Consider the following 21,699-nt stretch of genomic DNA (forward strand, 5'->3'; position numbering starts at 1 on the left):
CGTAGCGGAATTAACTGGTCGATAGAAGCACATTTACTGCTAGGCCGCCGATGACGAGACTGGAAACGAGGCCGGTCACGACTTGGCCGCGTCGCCCTGTGACGAACCGTCCGAGCATTGCTCCGCTGACCGCCAGAGACACGAACCAGCTGGCCGAAGCGGCGAAGATCGCCGCGATGTAAGCGCCTGTGGTGACCGGGTTCGCGCCTATCTTGTCCTGCTGGCTGACCACGAGGCTGGTGAAGTAGATGATCGTGAATGGGTTCAGGAGGGTCATTCCCAGAAAGCCGACATAGGCGCCCGCCGGCTTGGCGAGGACGCCTCGGTATGGCGGTCTGGTGTCTTGTTCGCGCTGGCGCCGTATCGCCGTGAGGCCGATGCGAGTGGCTAGGGCGGCGAGTATCAGAGCAGCCAGATAGCGCAGGGGGACGGTGAAGGGCTCGATCACGTCGGTCGCGGCCGCTCCTCCCAGAACTGCCACCACCGCATAGGTGCCGTCCGCGGTGGCGATTCCCAAAGCCGCTGCGATACCGACGCGAAGGGAGGTGTGGGCGGCGAGACTCACCATCAGTGCCGCAATGGCGCCGATGGGCAGCGCCAGCGCGTACCCGGCGACAAGGCCGGAAAGAATTGCTCCGCTCATGGCCCGCACCCGTTTCCCTGGTTCGGGGGTCGGATCGGCGGGCCATCGAGCCAGTGCAGGAGTATGCGTTTTCCGCAATTTGGGTTGGCGGCGTGAGGAGCGTCCGTGCTGGTTCTGGCGCGGGCGACTGGGAAGTTTCCGGGCATTGCGGTGGTCTCCCATGAGGGAATGCGCCCACCGCGAGCGCTGAGGATCAGCCGGTGGGCGAGGCGAAGTGGACAGCGTCTGGCGCGCATGCCAAGGCGCACCGCACAGATGCGGCGTTCACCAGCAGCGCCTCCTGCACTTCGCCGGGAAACTCATCCCGGCACCTACCGGGCATACTCGCCCACGGCTCGATCACCATCAACCCCTGCTCCGGTTGGGACGAGGCCGAGGGCGCCGGTCTTACGGCAAGCTCAGGGATCCGAGGTAAGGCCGGTGGGTGCGGGGCGGAGCAGGCGGCTGATGGCGGTGCGGGCTGTTTCACGGGGGATCGGGATCGGCATGCCCGCCATGCGGTTCGAGGCGAAGCCCTCACGCAGGATGAGGTCGGTCAGGGCGGTGGTCGCCGCGCTTCGTGCGGTGAGGCCGGTCGGCAGTCCGGTGCGGGTGACGAGATCACGAGTGGCCGGGCCGAGCCCTTCGTCACCGGCGTTCAACAGGTTCCGGAGGGCCGGAACAAGCGGGTGGACGGTCTCGGTGTCGGCGGCGTGTTCGACGAGCGGCGCGATCCAGATCAGGTGAAGGGCGCAGGCGTGTCCGTGCGGCACGCCGAGCCGGGCGGTGAGCGGATAGGCGAAGGCGTGGGCGGCCGTGGTCCTGGTGATGTCGATGGCACGGCCGGCGAGGGTCGCCGCCCGGCTCAGAGCGTCGCGACCGGCGGCGGTCGGGACCGGGCCACCGGCCCTGAGCACCGGGACGAGGGTCTCCAGAGCGCGCGCGGCGAACTCGCGCGAGCGCGGGGTGGCGCGGGTCGACCAGAACGACTCGACGGCATGGGCGAGCGCGTCGAGAGCGCAGGACCAGGTGAGCCATGGCGGACAGCCGTCGGTGAGCGCGGGATCGACGATCGCGACATCGGGCCGGACTCCGTCCGCGTCGAGGGAGACCTTCCGTCCGTCGTGGTAGAAGGTGGCGAACCGGGTGACCTCGCTTCCCGTCCCGGCGGTCGTCGGCACCGCGAGCAGAGCGGCCGGGCTCGGTGCGGGCCGGACGGTCCCGGTGACGGCTCGGCGGGCGGCCTGGGGATCGGGCGGCAGTGCCCTGGCGGCCTTGGCGATGTCGAGTGCTGAGCCGCCGCCGATGCCGATCACCAGGTCGGCTCCGGTCCGCGCCCGCAGCTGGGCTGCCCGTACGGCCTGCGACAGATCCGGATTGGGGGTGAAGGCGGAGAACACGACCGCCTCGGCCGGGAGCCGTTCGGCGAGACCCGAACGCTTGAGGGCGTTCGGTGACGCCACGACCATGACCCGGCGACCGCGGGCGGCCTCCGAATCGAACCGGGCGAGGCTGCCTCGCCACGCCAGGACTCGCGGCGCGGAGGCGTTCATCGGGACCGGATCTCCTTTGCGAAGCGGTCGGCGAACGAGATCGGTGTGCCCGACGCGGTCGCCCTGGGGGCGACCTCACCGGGAGCGGTTCGCGTCCTGACCACGCAGAGGACCGGCCCCTTCGCGGCGAGGACGGTCCGGAACGTCGCCTCCAAGACCGACCTGCGCTCGCAGAGGACGGTGGCGCGGTAGCCGAGCCCGGTTCCGAGGGACGCCCAGTCGAGGACGCGGGACGTGCTCGGCTGCCCTCCGGTCGACTCGTAGCAGCCGTTGTCGACGACTATGTGGACCAGGTCCGTTCCGCGATCGGTGATCGTGGACGCCGTGCCGAGGTGCATGAGAAACGCCCCGTCGCCGTCGAGGACGACCACGCGCCGGCCGGGCCGCGCATCGCCGACGCCGAGGGCGATCGCGGCGGCGTGCCCCATCGACCCCTGCATGTAGAAGGTGCCGGGCCGGTCGGCGGTCGCGTGGACCTGGCGCGAGAGGTACCCCGTCGTGGTGACGAGCGGTTCGTCGCCGAGGAGGGACATCAGGGCGGTCACGACGTCCGGACGGGTCGGCGCCTCGTCGGGCGGAGCCGGCTCCGGTCGCCCGGGGGGACCGCTGATGGAGCCGCGCGGCACCAGCAGGAAGAACGGGCGGCGCTCGGCCGTGGCCGCGGCGGCCGCGGCGAGCGCCGGGCCGAGTCCGGCGCCGGGGTCGAGCACGGCGTACGGCACCGAGAGGGCGTCCAGAAACCTGCTGGTGACGGCGCCCATGACGGAGTGCTGGGTTTCGTCCGACGCGGGGTCGGGCCAGCCGCGCAGCGACATGGCGACCAGGACCGGGATCCCGTACGGCAGCACCAGCGAGGTGAGCGGGTTGATCAGATTGCCGAATCCGGAGTTCTGGCAGAGCACGACGGCCCGGGTGCCGGCCAGTTCCATACCGGACGCGATGGACAGCGCCGCGCCCTCGTCGGCGGCCGGGACGAGATCGCCGGACCGGTCGAAGAGTTCCCACGGCCCGGCGAGGTGGCCGCAAGGAACCCCGGTGGCCTTCCGGACACCGAGCGTGTGCAGCCCCCGCGTGAACGTCTGCGCGTCCATCGGCATCATTGTTCGAAGTCCAGCCACTGCTTCAGGCGGGACAGCTCGAAGATCTCGTCGATCGTGGCTATTCGCGGCTCGACTTCGGCGCAGGCGCCCGTGGCGAGTACGGACCGCCAGGTCTCGCGGATCGCCTGGACCATGGAACGCAGTCCTTGGTTGGCGTAGATGACGGCGTCGGCGCCGGCTTCGGCGGCCGCATCGGCGGACCAGGACGCATAGGTGGTCGGGACGACGACGACCGGGGCCCGGCGCCGCCACCGTCCGAGGAAGGCCAGGATCTCCTCTGGACCAGGCTGTTTGGAGTGGACCAGGACCGCGTCGGCGCCGGCGTCCACGTACTGGTGGCAACGGCTGAGCACCTCGTCCACGCCGCGCCCGCAGACGAACGCCTCGGTCCTGGCGATGAGAACGGTCGCGGGATCGCAGCGGGCCCGGGCCGCGGCCTCGATCTTGACCGCGAACTCGCCCGGGGGCACCAGCTCATGGCCGGCCGGCATGAAGCTGTTGCGTTTCGGAAAAGCCTTGTCCTCGATGGAGATCGCGGAAATGCCTGCCGACTCGCAGCGCCTCATGGCGTGGACCGCGTTGAGCGGCCCACCGAACCCGGTGTCGCAGTCGGCGATGACGGGAACGTCGACCGTGTGCCGTATCGTCGTGGCGGCGCTGAGGAGTTCGGCCAGACCGAGCAGGCTCATATCGGGTACGCCGTGGGCGGCGGAAATCTCGAAACTCGAAGCCCATACGCCGTCGAAGCCCGCTTCTTCCGCGAGCCGGGCGGTGAGCCCGTCGTGCGCCCCCGCTATTCGCAGCAACCGCCGATCGGCGAACGCCTGCCGCAGTTCGAACCCGCCCTTGTTCTTCACGGAACCACCCAACGATTACGCGGACGTCGATGGATGCTAACCCGCGAGGCCCTCGGGAACTCATGTCGAAAATCAAGATCAGGTGCGCGTCCGCGGGATATCTCGCACATGGCTCCGGGCGTTAATCGACTTCTGCCGGAATCTGGGGATGCCGGCAGAAGTATCGGAACGACTGTTGTGACCACGGTACGCAGCGGATCGTCCGGCCGCCCGAAGTCGCGTTGGCCGAAAACGGCCATGGCAGGGTGCCGGGCGGAATCGTAGAATCGGGCGACGGGAGTCGTGATGGCGGTGCAGTCGAGGAATGGCGGTCGTCCGGACGAGCCGGTCGTAGTCGTCGGGGCGGGGCTTGCCGGATTGGCGGCCGCGATGCGGCTCCAGGGGCATCCGGTTCTCGTCGTGGAACGCGACGACGCGGTGGGCGGAAAGGCCAGAAGCCGGGAAAGGGACGGATACACCTTCGACCTGACCGGCCATTGGCTGCATCTGCGAGAGCCGGATCTGCGCGATCTCGTCTTCGGGCTCCTGGGCGAGGAGAGCCTGAATCGGCTGGCGCGCAGGGCCACGGTCTGGCTCGACGGGAGGGTCATCACCTACCCTTTCCAGGCTAATATCAACGGGCTTCCGCTGGGGGCCAGGGTGCGATGTCTGGGGAGTTATCTGGCCGCGCGGCTGCGCGGCGGGAACGGCGATCCCGCCCAGATGCGGTTCGAAGACTTCATCGTCGAACGTTTCGGACGCGGAATGGCCCGGCACTTCTTCATCCCCTATTACTCCAAGAAGTTCCATGGGATAGCGCTGGACGAGCTGCGCACCGAATGGCTGAAGGACTATTTCCCGATGCCGACCACCGCGCAGGTCATCCGGGGCGCCTTCGGGCGCGATCACCGGATCGGGTACAACTCCCGCTTCCTGTATCCGGAACGAGGCGGCATCGGAGTGCTCCCCGAAGCGATGCTCAAGGCATGCGCCGGCCGCGCTGGTTTCGAGCTCCGGCTGGAGACCTCCCTGGAAGAGATCGACCTGGCCGGGCGGCGGCTCAGGCTGAGCGACTCCCCGCGGTGGAGGCGCTGGGGCGCGATCATCTCCACGATGCCGCTGGCGGATCTGCTCGACAGCGTCACCGTGCTTCCCGAGGAGATCAGGGACGCCCGCAGGGCGCTGCGCTCCAGCGCCATGCGCTACGCCGACGTCGCGCTGCGCGCCCCGTCGCCGATACGGGAGCACTGGGTCTACACCCCGGGACCGGAGATCCCCTTCTACCGGATGGGCGTGTACACCAACGCCGCGCCGCTCATGGCCCCGCCGGGAGGAGCCAGCCTCTGGGTCGAGATCGCCGGTCAGGCCGGCCCGGTCGCGGACTCCGAGATCATCGAGGCGCTCGTGCGGATCGGCGCCGTCGCCGCGCCCGAAGACGTGCTCTTCGTCGACCAGCACAAGGTCGAGCATGCTTACGTCGTTTTCGACGACGCTCGCGAGAAGGCCATCGGCACGATCCTCCCGTGGCTCGCCGGGCAGGGGATCCATTCCTGCGGCCGCTACGGACGATGGGGCTACGGTTCGATGGGCGACGCGATCAACGATGGGTTCTCGGCCGCGGCACTGGTGGCCGGGGCGGCGGACGGAGTGTGACGGAGGACGGATGTTCCAGCCGATGACCGATCGTGAGCTCCGCTCCCACCGCGCGGAGACCGACCCACCTGAGGACCTGGCCGACTTCTGGGGCAAGACGCTCGCGGAGGCCGCGCAGTTCCCGCTCGCGGTGACCGCCGAACCCGTCGCCGAGACCCCGCTGCGTACGGTCTCCGTCTACGACGTGACCTTCGCCGGCTTCGGGGGGCAGCCGATCAGCGCCTGGTACCTCGTCCCCCGGCAGGTGGAGCCCGGCACCGCGACGATCATCGAGTTCATCGGCTACGGCGGGGGCCGGGGGCTGCCGCACGAACTGCTCTTCTGGTCGGCCGCGGGGCACCCGCACCTGATCATGGACAGCCGGGGCCAGGGAAGCTCCTGGCGGGTCGGGCACACCCCCGACACCGGGACGGCGGGCGCCCCCAGGGTCCCCGGATTCCTGACCGACGGATTGACCTCCCGGGAGGACTACTACTACCGGCGGCTCTACGTGGACGCGGTACGGGCGGTGGACGCCGCGGCGCAACTGCCGCACAGCGACCCCGCGCGGCTCGTCACGACGGGCACCAGCCAGGGCGGCGCGCTTTCGCTGGTCACCGCCGCGCTGCACGGCGGGGTGGCGGCGGCGATGCCGAACGTCCCGTTCCTGTGCGACATCCGGGCCTCGGCGCGGCTCGCGGTCACGGGGCCGTACCCCGAGCTGGTCAAGTGGTGCCGGACCCATCGGGAACGGGCCGAGTCCGCGTTCGAGGTGCTCTCCTACTTCGACGTGGTCGACCTGGTCCGGTCGGCGAGCTGTCCCGTCCACTTCGGGGTCGCGCTCCTCGACGAGACGTGCCCGCCGCAGGGCGTCTACGGCTGCTTCAACGCCTACCCCGGGCCGAAGGAGATCACCGTCTACCCTTGGAACGGGCACGAGAGCGGCGAGGCGCATCACCTGGCCGACCAGCATCGCTGGCTGCGGCGGGAGGCCGGGCTTGGCTGACTTCGTCGAGGAGATCGTCGCCGAGCGCGTGGTGTTCCGCGGACGCAAGCTCGCCGTCGCCGAACGCGACATCCGGGTCGCCGAAGGTCAGGTCGTCACCCGGGAGATCCTCAAGAAGGACGACAGCGTCGCGGTCCTCGCGCTCGACGCCGAAGGCCGGGTCCACCTGGTGGAGGAGTACTTCGCCGGGACCGGAGAACGGGCGCTCTGCCTGCCGAAGGGGAGCGTCGACCCGGGGGAGGACCCGGCGGACGCCGCGCTCCGGGAGCTGCGCGAGGAACTCGGCCTGCGCGGTGACCTCGAACCGTTGTGCACGCTGAACGTGAGCCCCGGCTATCTGTCGCAGCGCACCCGGATCTACGTCGCGCGCAGGTTGGTCCGCGACCCGTTGCCGGGTGATGAGGTCCACAGTCTCAAGCCTGTTGTCGTCGGTCTCGACGAGGCGATCCGGCTGTGCGAGGACGGCGTCGTCCAGGAGGCGCGGACCGTCGCCGCGCTGCTCCTGGCCCGATCCCGGGAGCCGGGATGAGCGCGGGCCTGGCGGTCGTCCTGACCGACAAGTTCCGCGGATCCTTGACCGGGGGCGAGGTCGCCGGCGCGGTCGCCGCCGCGTTGACCGCGCACGCCCCGCGGCTGGAGGTCCTCGCGATGCCGCTCAGCGACGGCGGGAGGGGCACGCTCCGGCTGCTGGCGGACCGTACGGGCGCCACGCCGAGCCGGGCGACGGTCACCGGCCCCTACGGGAGCCCGGTATCCGCCGCTTGGGCGGTCCTTCCGGACGGTACGGCGGTGATCGAGTCCGCCGAGGTCTGCGGATGGGACCAGGCGGGGGATCGGCGGGGCCCGCTGCGGTCCACCACGAGAGGCGTGGGCGAGCTGGTCGCGCTGGCGGCCGCCGGACACCGGCGGATCCTGGTCGCGATCGGGGACACCGTGACGATCGACGGCGGGCTCGGCGCGATCGAGGCCCTCGGGTGGGCGCCGGTCGACGCCGAGGTCCTCGTGGCGGCCGACGTGGACCTGCGATTCACGGACGCCGCCCGGGGCTTCGGCCGGCAGAAGGGCGCGAAGGAAGCCGACCTGCCGGTTCTCGACGCCCGGCTCGAAGCGCTCCGCGCCCGCTACCGCGCGGTCACGGGAAAGGACGTCGACGACGTGCCCTGCGGAGGCGCGGGCGGCGGCCTGGCCGGCGCCCTGGGCGCCTTCGGGGCACGGTGCGCGCCCGGCTTCACCGTGCTGAGCGAGGTCCTGGGCCTGGCCGGCCCGCTGGCCCGTGCCGACATCGTCGTCACCGGTGAGGGACGCTTCGACCGGACGAGCCTGCTCGGCAAGGGCACCTTCCACCTGCTGACCCGCGGATCGCGGACCGCTCGCCGGGGCCTGATCGCAGGATCGGTCGAACGATGCGCCGCACATGCGCTCCGCCGTGACACCGTGGTCGTGCCTTTCACCCGGTACCGCCCGGCAGAGGCGGAGGCGATCCGGGACGCGCGGGCCGTTCTGGCCCGGGCGGCCGCCGACCTCGTCGCCGGCCTTCTCCGCTCGCCGTGACAAGACGCATTTCGGAGCGCCCTGATGCAGGAACCCGCAGAGCCGGTCGACGAGGAGGGCTTCCGCCTGCGGGCCGCCGCTCTCCTGCGCGGCGCCGCCAACGACCTCAAGCGCGACGACCGCGCGGCGGCGGCGGACCTGGAGATCAGTGCCGCGGACTTCGCCGCCTATGCGGACGGCAGCCGCGCCATCCCGGCCGAACTGCTGCGCAAGGCCGCCGCGGTCTGGCCGGTCAACGAGTCCGATCTGCTGCCGTGGCGGGACGACTGCCCGGACGGCATCCTGGTGCGCACCGCAGCCGAGGCCGCGGCGACCTCCCGTGTGCTGCGGCGCGGCGGGACCGACTACTACGAGTACCGCGACACGGCGATGTCACGGCTGGCCGGCTTCCGCCCGGAATGGATCAGGATGCTGGCGGTGGTGGACGACGACGACCCGGCGCATCCCGCGGTCCGCTGGAACAGGGGCCACCTGCTCTACCAGTTCACCTACTTCGTCGGCCCGGTGAACTACTACCACCGCGAGCCTGACGGCGACCGGATCCTTCGCATGAGCACCGGAGACTCGGTCTGGGGCCTGCCCTACGCCCCGCACACCTTCACCTCACGGAACTCCGCGGAGGACGCGTACATCCTCGCGCTCACCTACGGCGGAGAGCTGCTCGGCGACGTGCAGCGGGAGCTCGCCGCCCTCGGCCCCGCGAGCGCCGGGTGCTTCCCCCGGTCGACGGCCGCGGGCGCCTTCGCGGCGCTTCTCCGGGATTTCCTGGACGCCGCCGCCCTGCCGCCCGGCGAGCTCTCCGCCCGGACGGGCTTTCCGGCCGAGCGGCTGGCCGAGTTCCTCGAAGGGCTCGCCGATCCGGACCCGGCCGAGACCGAGGCCCTGGCGCGGGCGCTGCGCGTGCCGCCGAGGGAGCTGATGCCCGTGGTCACCGACGGCCCCGGCATGATCCGTCACTGCCCCGCCCGCGCGGCCCGCGAATGGCTCCACCCGTCCGCGGACCGGGCCGCGTACCGGATCCGGGAGCTGGCCGGAAGCAGCCTCCACCCCCACACCCGGGCCTTGGAGATCATCCCGGTGCCGGGCGCCGCACCGCATGACCTGCGCACCTACCAGCACCAGTACCTCTACAACGTGGGCGGATCTCCAGCGGAGGTGCACTGGCGGCATGGCGACCGCTCCGGCACGGCCCGACTCGCCCACGGCGACTCGGCATACCTCAAACCCTTCACCGGCTTCGCCCTCACCGCCGAGTCGGCCGGCTGCCGCGTCCTGAGCCTGCGCATCGGTGGCCGCGTCACCACCGAGAGCCGCTTCGCCCTCGGCGGCATGTACCCGGACAGCCTGCCCCGCTATCTGCGCGAGACGGGCAGCTGGTACTGACGGGTCGTCTTCCCGTGCTCTGACCAGCACGAAGGCCATCGCGGCCAAATTTTCGGAGTTTCCTCCCGCTCGATGTCGATCCCGGGCGGCCTCCTTCGTCGGTGGGGCGAATCCACCCAAGAGAGAGGCAAGGACGATGTCGGACACCGAGTACCTGACCGCCACCGTGACCGTCGACCAGACGCCGGAGCAGGTCCTTGAGGCCATTGCCGACGTCCGCGGCTGGTGGAGCGAGAACCTCATCGGCCACTCTGCCGCCCTGCACGACGAGTTCGTCTTCACCGACGACAGCGAATACGCCGGTGAGACCGTCCGAGCCAAGAAGGGCATCCGTTTCGCCCGGTTCCAGATCACCGAGCTCGTGCCCGGCCGGCGGGTGGTCTGGCACGTCGTGGACTCCGACAACACCGGCCTCGACGACCGTGACGAGTGGACCGACACCAACGTCGTCTTCGACATCACCACCGACGCGCAGGGCACGACGCTGCATTTCACGCACGAAGGTCTCACCGCGGCGGAATCCGCGTGCTTCGAAGCGTGCCTGCGCGGCTGGACCTTCTTCATCACCAAGAGCCTGCCGCAGCTGCTCACCACGGGCACCGGCCAGCCAATTGCGAGCTACCGCCGGTGAACCCCGCGAGCTGAGAGGAAACCGAACCCGTGTCTGACACGCAAAGCCCCGTGGACACTGCCGCTGGTCCGCTGACCTCCGCGCGCCAGCGGAAGCCGGGTCCTCGCCAAGGGCTCGTGCTTGTACTGGCCTGCGCCGCCATGGCGATGGTGGGCCTGGACATCGCCATCGTGAACGTGGCCCTGCCCTCGATCCAGCGAGACCTCAGAATCAGCCAAGGCGGTTTGCAGTGGATTGTGGTCGCCTATGGTCTCCTGCTCGGCGGATTCCTCCTCGTCGGTGGCCGGATGACCGACCTGCTGGGACGACGCCGCGTCCTGCTCGCCGGCCTTGGCCTGTTCACCGCCGCGTCGCTGGCGGCGGGCGTGGCGCAGCACGGCGGCGTGCTGATCGCGGCGCGCGGGCTCCAGGGGTTGGGCGGGGCCCTCATCGCACCGGCGGCCTTGTCGCTGCTGGCCGTCGCCTTCCGTGAAGGGCGGGAACGCAATCGGGCCCTCGGCATCTTCGGAGCCGTCGCCGGAGCAGGCGGAACGGTGGGCGTTGTCGCGAGCGGTCTCATCGCCGCCGGTCCGGGCTGGCGGTGGGCGTTCTTCATCAACGTTCCCGCCGGCCTCGCGATCATCGCACTCGCCATCACGTGCCTTGCGGCCGATGAGCCCCGGGGCGGTTCCGGACGGCTCGATGTCGCAGCTGCCGGCACGGTGACCGGCGGACTGCTGACCTTCGTCTACGCGCTCCACCATGCCTCCACCCATGGATGGACCTCCGCCGGCACGCTGGCGTGGTTCATCGCTGCCGGAGCGCTGATGGCCGTGTTCGTGTGGTCGGAGAGGCGTTCACCGGCCCCGCTCGTGCCGGCCAGGGCGCTGAGGAACCGTACGCTCGTCGCGGCGAACCTCACCGCGCTGCTCGCGTTCGGCGCGCTCTTCTCGTTCATCTTCCTCGGATCGCTGCTGATGCAGCAGAAACTCGGGTACTCGGCGACGCGAACAGGTCTGGCGTGGCTGGCCACGACGACGACCTCGTTCGCCGTCTCGTGGGCCGCCGGCCGCCTCGCAGCCGCCGTGGGCGTCCGCCGCCTGCTGGTGACCGGCCTGACGCTTTTGACCGTCGGAATGGCGTGGCTGACTCGGATCGCCGCCGACGCGGACTACTTCACCGACCTGCTTCCGGCGCTCCTGCTCGCCGGACTCGGCTTCGGGGTCTGCGGGCCCTCGCTCCAAATCGGCGCGCTGTCCGGTGTCACCGAATCGGAATCAGGACTCGCATCGGGCCTGCTGGAGACGATGCGCGAGATCGGCGGCGCGGCAGGCGTCGCCGCCGTATCGACGGTTCTCGTAGCCGGAACCGGCCTCGACGGCTTCCACACCGCATTCGCCGCCATCGGTGTCCTCGCCGGTCTCGGAGCCGTCATCGCGGCGACCGGCTTCCGGCGCGGCACCTGACCGATCGCCGCCCCGGCCGACGCCCGCACACGCTGGGTCACCGGGCTGCCCGTCCGCTGGCGTCCCGGGGTCCGAGCAGGACCGCGGCGAGTGCCGGGAGTATGCCTTGGGTCTCCTCGACGGGGAACGTCCGCCGCATCGCGTCGAGGACGCGGGGAGGGTAACGCAGCGTGGCCAGGACGTGCGCGACCCGGTACGGGACGTCGTGGTGCGCGTCGCGTGCCGTCCAGTAGGGGCGCAGGGCGGTCTCGGTGTCCTGCCGTCCGGTGAGCGCCCGGTGCGCGCAGGGGGCGAGCATGGCGGCCTGCTCGAAGGCGTCCGAGATGCCGCTGGCCGTGATCGGGTCCTTGCGGTGCCCGGCGTCGCCGGCCAGGGCCCAGCCCGGCCCGGCGGCGGCGCGGAAGAACCCGGTCTGGTTGGCGCTGCCGTAGAAGCGCTCGGTGCGCCTGAGCCTCGTCCCGGCGGCGGCGAACTCGGGGATCAGCGCGGCGGCGGCCGTGAGGTACTCGTTCTCGATGTCGCGCCGGATGCGCGGCAGTTCGGTCCGCGGCCAGAGGATGCCGACGCAGGTGGCGCCGCCGTGCGTGGGGACGGCCAAGGCCGCCCGGCGGTCCTGGACGGTGAAGCTCATCGGGCCGTCCAGACCCGTCCAGTAGGTGTAGTAGACGCAGGTCAGGGCCGGCAGCTCGCGGTAGGCGCGGGCCCGGACGAGGCGGGCGACGGTCGAGTTCGCGCCGTCGGCGCCGATGACGAGCCGGGCTTCGATCTCGGTGCGGGCGCCGTCCGGCCGGGTGGCGACGACGCCGGTGACGGCGGGGCCCGTCCGGATGAGGGCGCGGACGCCGGTGCGCTCGCGGAGCCGCGCGCCCGAGGCCGTGGCGGCCCGGGCGAGGAGGCCGTCGAGGACGTGGCGGCGCGGGCCGTAGGCGGCGACGCGCCGGTCGGGACCCGAGACGTCTTCGAGCGTGACGCCCTCGATCGACTGGCGGGACGCGGTCAGCGCCGGGCAACCGGTCGCGCGGAGGTCGTCCAGCAGCCCCCACTGGTCGAGGCGCCGGATGCCCGAGCGGTGGACGTAGTGCGTGGACACGACGTCGTCCCCGACGCGGCCGCGGTCCAGCAGCAGGACGGAATGCCCCTCCCGCGCCAGGAGCATCGCGACGGACGCTCCCGCGCAGCGGGCGCCGACGACGATCACGTCGAAGCGCTCCCTCATGTCGCGTCCAGGGGTCAGGCGGCTTCGGCGGGGGCGGGGCACGCGGCGAGGACGGCGAGCACCAGGGACCGGACCAGGCGCTCCGGCTCGTACAGCTCTTTGCCGTGCCACAGCGGGGTGCGGACCGGGTGGCCGGGCGCGGCGTCCTGATTGCGCGCCAGGAAGCCTGCGGCCGCGCGGACGGCCTGGGCGGGCGGCGAGCGGTCGTCCGGCACGGGGCGCCCGTGGCGGGCGAGGAGGAACTGGGCGGCGTGGGCGGTCTCGTCGAGGGTGGGGCACCAGATGCCGAAGGAGCCGTCGGGGCGCTGAGTGGCGAGGACCCATCGCTCGGTGCGGTCCACGGCCGCGCGCGATGAACGTCCGCCGTGCCTGCCGAGGGCCATGGCGGCGGCGCAGGAGGCGTAGTACGGGGACGCGTGCCACTTGTCGTCCCAGGTCCCGTCCGGGCTCTGGGTGTCCAGGAGCCAGTCGCGGGCCTTCGCCGTCCCGCTGTGGGGAGGACGGCCCGCGCGTGCCGCGCTCCAGGCGCCAAGCGCTTCCAGCACGTGGGCGTTGACGGAGGCGGAGGCGGTGCGTTCGCCGCGATAGGCGGCGTACCGGGTGGCCTGCTCGAACGGGTCGAGCGGCGCAGGGTCGGCGGGACGTCGCAGGTGGGCCAGGGCGAGCAGCATGTTGGCGGTGACGTCCGCGTCGGGCGGCAGGCCAGGGCCCAGCGGGGCCGCGCCGCGGGCGAGGGCGCGGGAGAAGTACCGGACGAGGGCGCGCGCCAGGTCGCCGGGGACGGGGTGGTCGAGCCGGGCCAGGCCGGCCACCGTCCAGGAACGTTCCATCGCGGCCATGGGAGCGATCGCCGGCATCGCTCCGCCGGGCTGGCGCGCCTGCATGCCGGTGAGGTAGCGGACGGCCCCGGCGGGGTCGGCGTGCGCCCGCCAGGACAGCACCGCGCAGGTGGCAGCGGGTGAACAGCCGACCGGTCCGCCGCCCTCGCCGAACGCGGGGTGCCCGGCGGGAGGCCGGGTGAGCACTTCGAGGGAGAAGGCGAGCTGCCCGGGGAGGGAGCCGCCCGCGCCGGCGCGGGCGCGGAGATCGGCGAGCCGCTGCCGCTCGGGGCGCATGGCGTCCAGGAGCCGGTCCGCCACCGACCGCGGGAGGACTGGACTCCGGCCGTCCGGGCCCGGCGCCGTCGCCTCACCGGGGGAGCCGATATGCGCGCCGATGTCTTCGAGCAGGGCCGGCAGGAGGTACTCGACGGCGACGGTGTCCGGACCGTCCGGGGCTCCGAGCTCGTCGGCGTGGTCGGCGAGGAAGCGAAGTCCGCGATGGACGGCGTCCCGCACACCGGCGGGCGAACCGAGCCTTGGACGCGCCGCGTCGACGGCCAGCAGCCCGCAGAGCGCTCCGAGGGTGGGAACGAAGTGGTACGGGACCGGTGCGGCGGCCGGCCCCCAGCTGCCGGACGGATTCTGCCGCCGGAGCAGCGCACCCAGCGCTCCCTGGCCGAGCTCGGGCGGGAACAGCCCCGGTGCGCGCGCCCACGCGCGAACGAGCAGACCGGTGTCGTGATCGGCCGGCGAGATCCGGCCCCAGGGATCCGCCAGGCTTTCGGCGAGGACGTCGCCGAGCGCCCGCTGAGGGTCCGCGATGGTGGTCGGGTCGGTCATGGGCCTTCCGATCGAGGCGGCTTCGGGGGCGGGCTCGGGGGACGGTCACCACCGGACGAGGAGCCGGGTGGGAGAGCGCAGGGCGGATCCGATCCTCCAGGGCACGTCCTGGCCGGGTACGGCGAGACGCAGTTCAGGGAACCGGCCGAGGAGGCAGCTCAGCGCGACCTGGAGCTCCATCCTGGCCAGCTGGGCGCCGACGCAGCGGTGAGGGCCGTGTCCGAAGGCGAGATGCTGCTCGCCCCGCCGGGCCAGATCGAGGACGTCGGGCGAACGGAACACCGTGGCGTCCCGGTTGGCCGAGGGCAGCGCGAACAGGACCGCCTCACCGCGGCGGATCAGGACGCCTCCGACCTCGACGTCCCGGGTGGCGACGCGGGCGAACTCGGCCGCGGCGGGCATGGGCGTGAAGCGCAGCAGCTCCTCGACCGCCGGCTCGATCCGGTCGAGGCGGCGGCGCAGCCAGTCCAGCTGGGCGGGACGGCTGAGCAGCACGTAGGCGAAGTTCGCGATCTGGCAGGCCGTCGTCTCCCAGCCGACGACCATCAGCGTGACGGCGAGGTCGATCAGTTCGCCCTCGGTGAGGCGGCCCTGCGCGTCGCGGGCCGCGACGAGGCCGCCCAGGAGATCGTCGGCGGGGCGGTCGCCGGCGGGCCGGTCGCCGGCGGGCCGGTCGCCGGCGGCGAGGCCCCCGGCGGGCCGGTCGCGCCGCTCCTGGATCAGCGAACCCATGTGGTCGGCCAGCTCCCGCCGGGCGGCGGTGATCTGCCCGTCGGTGTGGGAGGTCGTGGCCAGGACGGTCCGGGCGGCGGCGATCAGGGCCGGATGATCGTGATGGGCGACTCCCAGCACCTCCAGCAGAACCGTGATGGACAGCGGCTGCGCGTACTGTTCGACCAGGTCACCGGGTGCCCCGCGGTTCTGGATCCCGTCCAGGAGGCCGTGCGCGACGCGGGTGGCGCGCGCACGCCACCGTTCCGCCCGCCGGGCGGTGAACTCCTTGGCGATCAGGCTCCGCACCCGGGTGTGCTCGGGCGGGTCCATCGCGATGATCGACGTCGCCTTGGCGGGCTGGGGCCTCGTCCGGGGAATGTCCCTGCCGGCCGCCTCGGCACGGCTGAACCGCGGATCGGCCAGCACGGTCTTGACGTCCTCGTAGCGGGTGACCAGCCAGCCCTCGCCGCCGAAGGGCAGCCGGACCCGGCTGACCGGCTCGGACGAGCGCAACAGCGAGTAGCCGGGATGCAGATCGAGCCGCTCGGGCGGCCCGAAGGGATAACGGCGGGCCGAGGGGGCGCCGGCCGTCATCGGGACGGTCCACCGCCTCCGGGACCGGGCGCGGGCGGGCCGCCGGGGCCGACGGCGGCGCGCCGCCCGGCACCGTGGAGACGCGGTGATCGGCGTCCGTTCTGGAGGATTCCTGGCGAAATGTCGCCCATGTGATCTAGATACCCGCGGCATCGCGGGCCGGAACCCGGGACCGGCTGCCGGGTCGCCGCCGACCGTGCTCCGGCCGCTCGGCGGCGGCCCGGGGTGACGCCTATTCGGGCGGGGTCTCGTCGTCGTAGAGCCTCGTCTTGATCTCGCCGTCCTTCGTCACGTAGCCGTTGATGATCCCCTTGGTGCTGTGGGGCGCCGCGAGGGTGCCCCGGGCGTCCAGCGCGATCGCGCCGCCGGTCGCGCCGAGCGCCGGGATCTTCTGGTTGACGACCGTCGCGGCCGCCTTGGTCACGGGCATGCGCGCGTACTCCATGAGGGCGGACACGTCGTGCGCTGCGACGCCGCGGATGAAGACCTCGCCGGTGCCCGTGCACGAGATGGCCATGGTGCGGTTGCTGGCGTACGTCCCGGCGCCGACGACGGGGGAATCGCCCACCCGGCCGACCTGCTTGTTGGTCAGCCCTCCGGTGGACGTCGCGGCGGCGACGTTGCGGCCGCCGTCCAGGGCGATCGCGCCGACCGTCCCGCCGACCTCGTGCCCCTTGCCCTGCGCGCCGGCGGCGGGCGGGTTGCCCTTGGCGGCCATGAGCTGGTCCCAGCGGCGCTGCGTCCAGAAGTAGTCCTGGGTGGTGTAGGGCACGCCGTTGCGGAGCGCGAACTCGTCGGCGCCCTTCCCCGCCATGAAGACGTGCGGCGACTTCTCCATCACCAGCCGGGCGAGGGAGATCGGGTTCTTCGTGTGGTGGACGCCGGCGACCGCGCCCGACCTCTGGTCCTCGCCGTTCATGATCGAGGCGTCCAGCTCGTGCTCGGCGTCGGTGTTGAACACCGCGCCCTTGCCCGCGTTGAAGTTCGGGTCGTCCTCCAGGACGTTCACGGCCTTCTCGACCGCGTCCAGTGCGGGCTCGCCGTCCTTGATGAGCTCGTATCCGGTCCGCAGGGCCCTGGTGAGGCCGTCGCGGTAGGCCTTCTCCTGCTCGGGCGTCAGGCTGCCGCGCGGCAGCGAGCCCGCGCCGCCGTGCACCGCGAGGACGACGCCGCGCACGCCGGAGCCGGGAGCCGGGGCCCGGGCGGGGACGGCCGCGCCCGTGACGGCCGCGCCCGCGGCGAGCTGGGAGCCGGACAGGCCGATGACCAGCGCGGCGAAGCCCGCGGAGATCAGGAGGGGACGCTTGGGGGACGACATCGGGAACCTCCTCGGTGATGACCTTGGTCGTCCCCGGGCGCGCTCCGGCCACACCCGCAATTCCTGCCAAACCGGGCACCGGACCCAGAGGGGCATTCGGAGTGCGTCTTCGGTGCAGGCCAGGCGGTGTTGTCACCGGGTAACACCGCCGATACCGTGCTGTCCATGACGAGACCGGGGGGCGTGGCGGCGGGTTCCGGACGCGACCCCGGGCGCCGCCGCGCACTCCTGGAGGCGGCCGACCGGGTCATCCAGCGGGAGGGGCCCGAGGCGTCGATGGCCGCGATCGCCGCGGAGGCGGGGATCAGCAAGCCGATCCTCTACCGCCACTTCGGCGACAAGAGCGGCCTGTACCAGGCGCTGGCCGAGCGGCACACCCGCAAGCTGATCGACGGCATCCGGGAGGAGTTCTCCCGCGACGACCCGATCCGGGCGCGCACCCGCTCCACCATCGACACCTACCTGGCGACGATCTCCAAGAACCTCAACCTCTACCGCTTCCTGATGCACCGGGCCAGCGCCGAGGACACGGCCACCCACAGCGCGATGAGCACGATGATCCGCGACGTCAGCCGGGAACTGGCCGAGGTGATGATCGCCGAGGGCGAGATGACGGACCGGACCCGCGCCTACGTGTGGGGCCACGCGATCGTCGGCATGGTGCAGACGGCCGGCGACTGGTGGCTCGACCACGACGCGGACGTCCCGCGCGAGGCCGTCGTGGACGGTCTCGCCGACCTCGTCCTCGGCGGGCTGCCGGCCGCCGCGTCCGGCGCCCGCGGCCCGCAGCCGTCCGACGAACCACGACCCCCGAGGTGACCGTGCAGACCGACGCCCGCCCCGACGTGCGCCCCGAGCCCGACACGCGCCCCGACCAGGACATGCTCCCCGACCAGGACATGCTCCCCGACCAGGAGATGCTCCCCGAGCCCGAGGTGGAGACCGAGCGGCGGCCCTGGGGGAGCTTCGAGCGCTTCACGCTCAACGAGCCGTCCACCGTGAAGATCATCCACGTGGCGGCGGGGCAGCGGCTCAGCCTGCAGCGGCATCGCGACCGCGACGAGCTGTGGGTGGCGCTCGATCCGGGCGCGGTGTTCGAGGTGGCCGGGCGGCGCATCCTGCCCGCGGTGGGGGAGCGGGTCCTGATCCGGGCCGGCGACACGCACCGGCTCGGCTCGGACGGCCCGCCGGTCCGCGTCATGGAGATCGCGTTCGGGCACTTCGACGAGGACGACATCGAGCGCCTCGAGGACGAGTACGGCCGCGCCTGACCAGGGCGTCCGGCCGGGGGCGGCGTCCGGTCGGTGAGGGCGGGGAAGGGATCGGCCCGGCCGTCCGGGGGAGCGGACGGCCGGGCCGTGCTGTGCGGAGACCGCTACTGGAGGAGCCTCCAGTAGCCGTCCGTCCGGCCGGGCTCCCTGCCGCTGCCCGCCCGCGTCGCGACGAACAGCTCGCCCTGGTGCCGCACCAGGTCGCCGGACTCGTAGGACTCACTGCCCTGCCAGCCGGTCACGCCGACCGGCGAGATGCGGCTGGTGCGCCCGTCCGCGCTGCGGGTGCGGGTCAGCACGACGTCGCCGACCTTCACCGGCCCGCTGTACGGACGCCAGGACCGCCCGTCCGTCGAGTACTCGATCGCCATGCCCGGGTTGCGGACGTTGGCCGACAGCGTCCCGCCGGAGAGCTTCGCCCCGGGCAGCGGGACGCGGTAGTTCACGCCCTCGCCGCCGAGCCCGACCGGCTTGTAGAACGACAGCAGCGGGAACGTCTTCTGGCCGAGCGTGTTGTTGAAGACGTTCCAGGCCTCGTTCATCTTGTCGGGCGCCGGGGTGTCGCGGTTCCAGGCCCGCTCGGCCGCGCCGAGGAGCTTGGGGAACGCCTGGTACTCGCGGATCCCGGGGGCCTTGCCGTTCTCGGCCCACAGCTGGGCCTCGAGGCCGAGGATGTTCTTCCTGCCCTCGGGGGTGAGCTTCGTCCAGTTCGGGTTCTGCGGGACGGGGTTGCCCCAGCGGTCCTTGGTCGCGTTCGCGTACACGTTGTACGGCTGGTACGTGAACGTGCTCTTCTCGTCCACGAGGGCGGCCCAGTAGTAGCCGGGCTCGTCCGGGTCCTTGTTGTAGGCGAGGTCCATGTAGAGGTTCGTCGCGTGGGCGAGGATCACCGGGGTGCCCTCGTTGGCGAACCGGTACGCCCAGTCCTCGCGTCCCCAGCCCCACACGTTCTGCCACGGCAGCGGGGCGAAGCCCTTGAGGCGGAACCCGTGGGTCGGGTCGGTGATGTCCTCCCACCCGGCCGTGTTGGTCGCGTACTTGTGCGCGATGTCGTTCCAGCGGGTGAAGAAGAGCTGCTTCAGCTCCTCACCGGACTTGCCCGCGGTGTCGGGGTTCTTCTTGCACGCCGGCGACCCGGACCACCAGCCCTCCGGCGGTCCCGGCGGCTCGTCGCCGCCGAGGTTCAGCCGGTTGAACGGGACGCCCGCCCGCTCGTACATCTTCGACACCTCGGACGCGACCTTGTTCAGGAACGTGTACGTGCTGCCCAGGCAGGGGTTCGCGAGGTTGTCGGTGTAGTACTGGACGCTGGTGTGGTCGCTGGTGTCGTCCGGGTCGAGCAGCCGGTAGGTGGCGTCCTTCGTCCGCTGGTGGCGGCGCTCCATCGACTGGACGGCCGCGCGGGCGTGCGCCGGGAAGTTGAGCTCGGGGATGACCTCGATGTGCCGGTCGGCGGCGTACCGGAGGATCTCCTCGAAGTCGTCCGCGGAGTAGTGGCCGCTGCCCTTGCCGACGAAGTTCAGGGTGTTGTTCTCGTAGCCCTGGTAGGCGGGCCGGCGTCCGAGGTTGGCCTCGGTCTCGTCGCGCGCCTTGCCGGCTACGCCGTCGCCGCCGCCGAGGTCGTTGACCGACCCCATGCCCTGGTGCAGCGCGCCCTGCTCCTTCAGGTCGAGCTCGCGCTTGGAGCCGAACTCCGTCAGCTCCGGCAGCCCGGGGATCTCCAGCCGCCAGCCCTCGTCGTTGGTGATCCCGAGGTGCAGCTTGTTGAGCTTGGTGAAGCTCATCAGGTCGAGGAACTTCTGGACGGTCTGCTTGGTCTCGAAGTGGCGTCCCGTGTCGATGTGCAGGCCGCGGTAGCCGAACAGCGGCGCGTCGGCGATCTCGGCGCGGGGGACGTCCACGGTCCGCGCGCGGTGGCCGCCCGCCGCGGCCTTGTAGCCGCCGGCCGGGATGAGCTGCCGCAGCGTCTGGATGCCGTACAGCACCCCGGCCCGGTCGGCGCCGACGATCCGGACGCCGTCGCGGGTCGTGCTGAGCGTGTACCCCTCGGCGTCGGCCTCGCCGTCGCCGTCGACGTCCAGCCGCGGGTCGACGCGCAGCGAGATCGGGGCGCCGCTGCCGCGCGTGACGTCGTTCAGCGCGGAGCGCAGGTAGCCCGCCTCCTTGCTCAGCTCGCGCGGCGCGGTGACCTGCGACCGGCCGCCGATCGCGACCGTGCCGCCGGACGCCTTCGCCGACAGCGGCTGCGGGACGAGGCTCTGCCGCAGCGTGAGGTCCAGCTTCGGCGAGGTGTTCTCGGCGTACCGGGTCGCCGCCGTCTCGACGGGGCGCTTGTCGCCGGAGAACGCGGTCGTCTGCTTCGGGTCGGTCGGGTCGAGCAGGGACTTGGCGGGCACCCACGCGGGCTTCCCGCCGCCGTACTGGATCGTCCAGCCGCTGGGGGCGTCCGACTTGTGGACCGCCCAGACCTCGAAGTAGACGTCGATCTCCCGGCGCTCGCCGGGGCCGATCGCCTCGAACCCCTCCAGGGGCCTGAGGGAGTAGAAGTCGCCGCTCTGCGCGGCGTCCGCGCGGGCCACGGCGAGGCCCTGGTCGTTCAGCTGCTTGCGGCCGATGTCGCCGACCTCGCCCGCGAGGACGGCGGTGGGCTGCCGCACGCCGTTGAAGTACATCGCCCATCCGGCGTTGTTCAGGGCGCAGCTGCTGTCGTTGTTGTCGATGGTCAACCGCGCGAGGTGGTACTTCGCGTCGGCGACGGTGTGGTCGACCGGTTGGTAGGTGACCATGAGGTCGCGGGGGTCAGGGTTGCAGGCCGCCGACGCCGCGCTCGACGGGACGGCCGCCAGTAGGGCCGCGGTGAGCGCGGCGGCCGTCAGTGCGGCCGCTGGTCTTTTCGGCATAAATAGGAAACTATCCTAATAGTTTGCCAAGATCCCCGGCTCTGACCTGGTCGTTTGTGAAGCCGCAGGTGGTGCCGGTGGCCGCCTCCGGTCAAGCTTCGGATCTTGACGGGGACGATCTCCGGGGTGTTCGATCACCGGTCAGCCTGGGTCGAATCAGCGGCCGCGCCACCCGCCGCCCACCCGGAGGTGAGCGGCGGACGGACCCCGGTCGGGCGCTGCCGCATGGGCGCCGTCCCGGCGCACCGGCCAGGCACCGGCCAGGC

18 protein-coding genes are annotated in these 21,699 nt (G+C 72.0%); 9 read left to right on the forward strand and 9 right to left on the reverse strand.

All coding sequences use genetic code 11. The features are described from left to right. Positions 1-10 precede the first annotated feature (10 nt). The 4 genes from ACH34T_RS10925 to ACH34T_RS10940 all read right to left on the reverse strand — a co-directional run bounded on the left by ACH34T_RS10925 (position 11) and on the right by ACH34T_RS10940 (position 4,132). Positions 11-643 carry a LysE family transporter gene (locus tag ACH34T_RS10925; RefSeq protein WP_395991911.1) on the reverse strand — a complete coding sequence of 211 codons (633 nt, stop codon included), beginning with the start codon at positions 641-643 and terminating at the stop codon, positions 11-13. A gap of 398 nt (positions 644-1,041) precedes the next feature. Continuing rightward, entirely contained in the window at positions 1,042-2,175 is a 1,134-nt protein-coding gene (locus tag ACH34T_RS10930; RefSeq protein WP_395991912.1) for a phosphonoacetaldehyde reductase, read from the reverse strand. Continuing rightward, on the reverse strand, positions 2,172-3,266 hold the full coding sequence (locus tag ACH34T_RS10935; RefSeq protein ID WP_395991913.1) for a thiamine pyrophosphate-dependent enzyme: 1,095 nt from the start codon (positions 3,264-3,266) through the stop codon (positions 2,172-2,174). Before ACH34T_RS10935 ends, ACH34T_RS10930 begins: the two co-directional genes overlap by 4 nt. A 5-nt stretch (positions 3,267-3,271) precedes the next feature. Then, complete coding sequence (locus tag ACH34T_RS10940) at positions 3,272-4,132, reverse strand: isocitrate lyase/phosphoenolpyruvate mutase family protein (RefSeq protein ID WP_395991914.1); 861 nt, start codon at positions 4,130-4,132, stop codon at positions 3,272-3,274. A gap of 285 nt (positions 4,133-4,417) precedes the next feature. Between ACH34T_RS10940 and ACH34T_RS10945 the strand changes: the two genes are divergently transcribed. The 7 genes from ACH34T_RS10945 (at position 4,418) to ACH34T_RS10975 (ending at position 11,759) form a co-directional block, all read left to right on the forward strand. After that, positions 4,418-5,764: a protoporphyrinogen/coproporphyrinogen oxidase gene (locus ACH34T_RS10945; protein ID WP_395991915.1), complete on the forward strand. Its 1,347-nt coding sequence runs from the start codon at positions 4,418-4,420 to the stop codon at positions 5,762-5,764. Positions 5,765-5,786: 22 nt separating this feature from the next. After that, positions 5,787-6,749, forward strand: coding sequence for an acetylxylan esterase (locus ACH34T_RS10950; protein ID WP_395991916.1), 963 nt, complete (start codon positions 5,787-5,789; stop codon positions 6,747-6,749). Continuing rightward, positions 6,742-7,278: an NUDIX domain-containing protein gene (locus tag ACH34T_RS10955; protein ID WP_395991917.1), complete on the forward strand. Its 537-nt coding sequence runs from the start codon at positions 6,742-6,744 to the stop codon at positions 7,276-7,278. The genes ACH34T_RS10950 and ACH34T_RS10955 overlap by 8 nt, the downstream gene beginning before the upstream one ends. Next, positions 7,275-8,300 carry a glycerate kinase gene (locus ACH34T_RS10960; protein ID WP_395991918.1) on the forward strand — a complete coding sequence of 342 codons (1,026 nt, stop codon included), beginning with the start codon at positions 7,275-7,277 and terminating at the stop codon, positions 8,298-8,300. The genes ACH34T_RS10955 and ACH34T_RS10960 overlap by 4 nt, the downstream gene beginning before the upstream one ends. Positions 8,301-8,324: 24 nt before the next feature. Next, positions 8,325-9,683 (forward strand): XRE family transcriptional regulator, encoded by a 1,359-nt coding sequence (locus tag ACH34T_RS10965; protein WP_395991919.1) that lies wholly within the window; start codon positions 8,325-8,327, stop codon positions 9,681-9,683. 136 nt (positions 9,684-9,819) lie between these two features. After that, positions 9,820-10,314, forward strand: a complete 495-nt coding sequence (locus ACH34T_RS10970; protein ID WP_395991920.1) for an SRPBCC domain-containing protein — start codon at positions 9,820-9,822, stop codon at positions 10,312-10,314. A gap of 140 nt (positions 10,315-10,454) precedes the next feature. Beyond that, a complete protein-coding gene (locus tag ACH34T_RS10975) occupies positions 10,455-11,759 on the forward strand; it encodes an MFS transporter (protein ID WP_395992131.1) in 1,305 nt (434 codons plus the stop codon). A 37-nt stretch (positions 11,760-11,796) separates the two neighbouring features. Here the strand turns inward: ACH34T_RS10975 and ACH34T_RS10980 are convergent, their stop codons facing one another. The 4 genes from ACH34T_RS10980 to ACH34T_RS10995 all read right to left on the reverse strand — a co-directional run bounded on the left by ACH34T_RS10980 (position 11,797) and on the right by ACH34T_RS10995 (position 17,262). Next, a complete protein-coding gene (locus ACH34T_RS10980; protein WP_395991921.1) occupies positions 11,797-12,975 on the reverse strand; it encodes an NAD(P)/FAD-dependent oxidoreductase in 1,179 nt (392 codons plus the stop codon). A gap of 14 nt (positions 12,976-12,989) precedes the next feature. After that, a complete protein-coding gene (locus tag ACH34T_RS10985; protein WP_395991922.1) occupies positions 12,990-14,636 on the reverse strand; it encodes a prenyltransferase/squalene oxidase repeat-containing protein in 1,647 nt (548 codons plus the stop codon). Positions 14,637-14,681: 45 nt separating this feature from the next. Then, positions 14,682-15,944 carry a cytochrome P450 gene (locus tag ACH34T_RS10990; protein WP_395991923.1) on the reverse strand — a complete coding sequence of 421 codons (1,263 nt, stop codon included), beginning with the start codon at positions 15,942-15,944 and terminating at the stop codon, positions 14,682-14,684. Between the two features lie 232 nt (positions 15,945-16,176). After that, positions 16,177-17,262 (reverse strand): isoaspartyl peptidase/L-asparaginase family protein, encoded by a 1,086-nt coding sequence (locus tag ACH34T_RS10995; protein WP_395991924.1) that lies wholly within the window; start codon positions 17,260-17,262, stop codon positions 16,177-16,179. A gap of 165 nt (positions 17,263-17,427) precedes the next feature. Here ACH34T_RS10995 and ACH34T_RS11000 point away from each other — a divergent pair, with 165 nt between their 5' ends. Both ACH34T_RS11000 and ACH34T_RS11005 read left to right on the forward strand, forming a co-directional pair. After that, positions 17,428-18,081, forward strand: a complete 654-nt coding sequence (locus tag ACH34T_RS11000; protein ID WP_395991925.1) for a TetR family transcriptional regulator — start codon at positions 17,428-17,430, stop codon at positions 18,079-18,081. Beyond that, on the forward strand, positions 18,078-18,533 hold the full coding sequence (locus ACH34T_RS11005; RefSeq protein ID WP_395991926.1) for a mannose-6-phosphate isomerase: 456 nt from the start codon (positions 18,078-18,080) through the stop codon (positions 18,531-18,533). Before ACH34T_RS11000 ends, ACH34T_RS11005 begins: the two co-directional genes overlap by 4 nt. A gap of 104 nt (positions 18,534-18,637) precedes the next feature. On the opposite strand, the gene ACH34T_RS11010 is transcribed toward ACH34T_RS11005, so the two are convergent. After that, positions 18,638-21,433, reverse strand: a complete 2,796-nt coding sequence (locus ACH34T_RS11010) for a family 20 glycosylhydrolase (protein WP_395991927.1) — start codon at positions 21,431-21,433, stop codon at positions 18,638-18,640. Positions 21,434-21,699: the final 266 nt, after the last annotated feature.

The organism is Actinomadura sp. 9N215, from assembly GCF_044326345.1.
Taxonomy (GTDB): domain Bacteria; phylum Actinomycetota; class Actinomycetes; order Streptosporangiales; family Streptosporangiaceae; genus Spirillospora.

Bases quoted from the DNA above. Each gene is read 5' to 3' on its own strand.
- ACH34T_RS10925 (WP_395991911.1), bottom strand. From the start codon at position 643: ATGAGCGGAGCAATTCTTTCCGGCCTTGTCGCCGGGTACGCGCTGGCG.
- ACH34T_RS10930 (WP_395991912.1), bottom strand. From the start codon at position 2,175: ATGAACGCCTCCGCGCCGCGAGTCCTGGCGTGGCGAGGCAGCCTCGCC.
- ACH34T_RS10935 (WP_395991913.1), bottom strand. From the start codon at position 3,266: ATGGACGCGCAGACGTTCACGCGGGGGCTGCACACGCTCGGTGTCCGG.
- ACH34T_RS10945 (WP_395991915.1), top strand. From the start codon at position 4,418: ATGGCGGTGCAGTCGAGGAATGGCGGTCGTCCGGACGAGCCGGTCGTA.
- ACH34T_RS10950 (WP_395991916.1), top strand. From the start codon at position 5,787: ATGACCGATCGTGAGCTCCGCTCCCACCGCGCGGAGACCGACCCACCT.
- ACH34T_RS10960 (WP_395991918.1), top strand. From the start codon at position 7,275: ATGAGCGCGGGCCTGGCGGTCGTCCTGACCGACAAGTTCCGCGGATCC.
- ACH34T_RS10965 (WP_395991919.1), top strand. From the start codon at position 8,325: ATGCAGGAACCCGCAGAGCCGGTCGACGAGGAGGGCTTCCGCCTGCGG.
- ACH34T_RS10970 (WP_395991920.1), top strand. From the start codon at position 9,820: ATGTCGGACACCGAGTACCTGACCGCCACCGTGACCGTCGACCAGACG.
- ACH34T_RS10975 (WP_395992131.1), top strand. From the start codon at position 10,455: ATGGCGATGGTGGGCCTGGACATCGCCATCGTGAACGTGGCCCTGCCC.
- ACH34T_RS10980 (WP_395991921.1), bottom strand. From the start codon at position 12,975: ATGAGGGAGCGCTTCGACGTGATCGTCGTCGGCGCCCGCTGCGCGGGA.
- ACH34T_RS10985 (WP_395991922.1), bottom strand. From the start codon at position 14,636: ATGACCGACCCGACCACCATCGCGGACCCTCAGCGGGCGCTCGGCGAC.
- ACH34T_RS10990 (WP_395991923.1), bottom strand. From the start codon at position 15,944: ATGACGGCCGGCGCCCCCTCGGCCCGCCGTTATCCCTTCGGGCCGCCC.
- ACH34T_RS10995 (WP_395991924.1), bottom strand. From the start codon at position 17,262: ATGTCGTCCCCCAAGCGTCCCCTCCTGATCTCCGCGGGCTTCGCCGCG.
- ACH34T_RS11000 (WP_395991925.1), top strand. From the start codon at position 17,428: ATGACGAGACCGGGGGGCGTGGCGGCGGGTTCCGGACGCGACCCCGGG.
- ACH34T_RS11010 (WP_395991927.1), bottom strand. From the start codon at position 21,433: ATGCCGAAAAGACCAGCGGCCGCACTGACGGCCGCCGCGCTCACCGCG.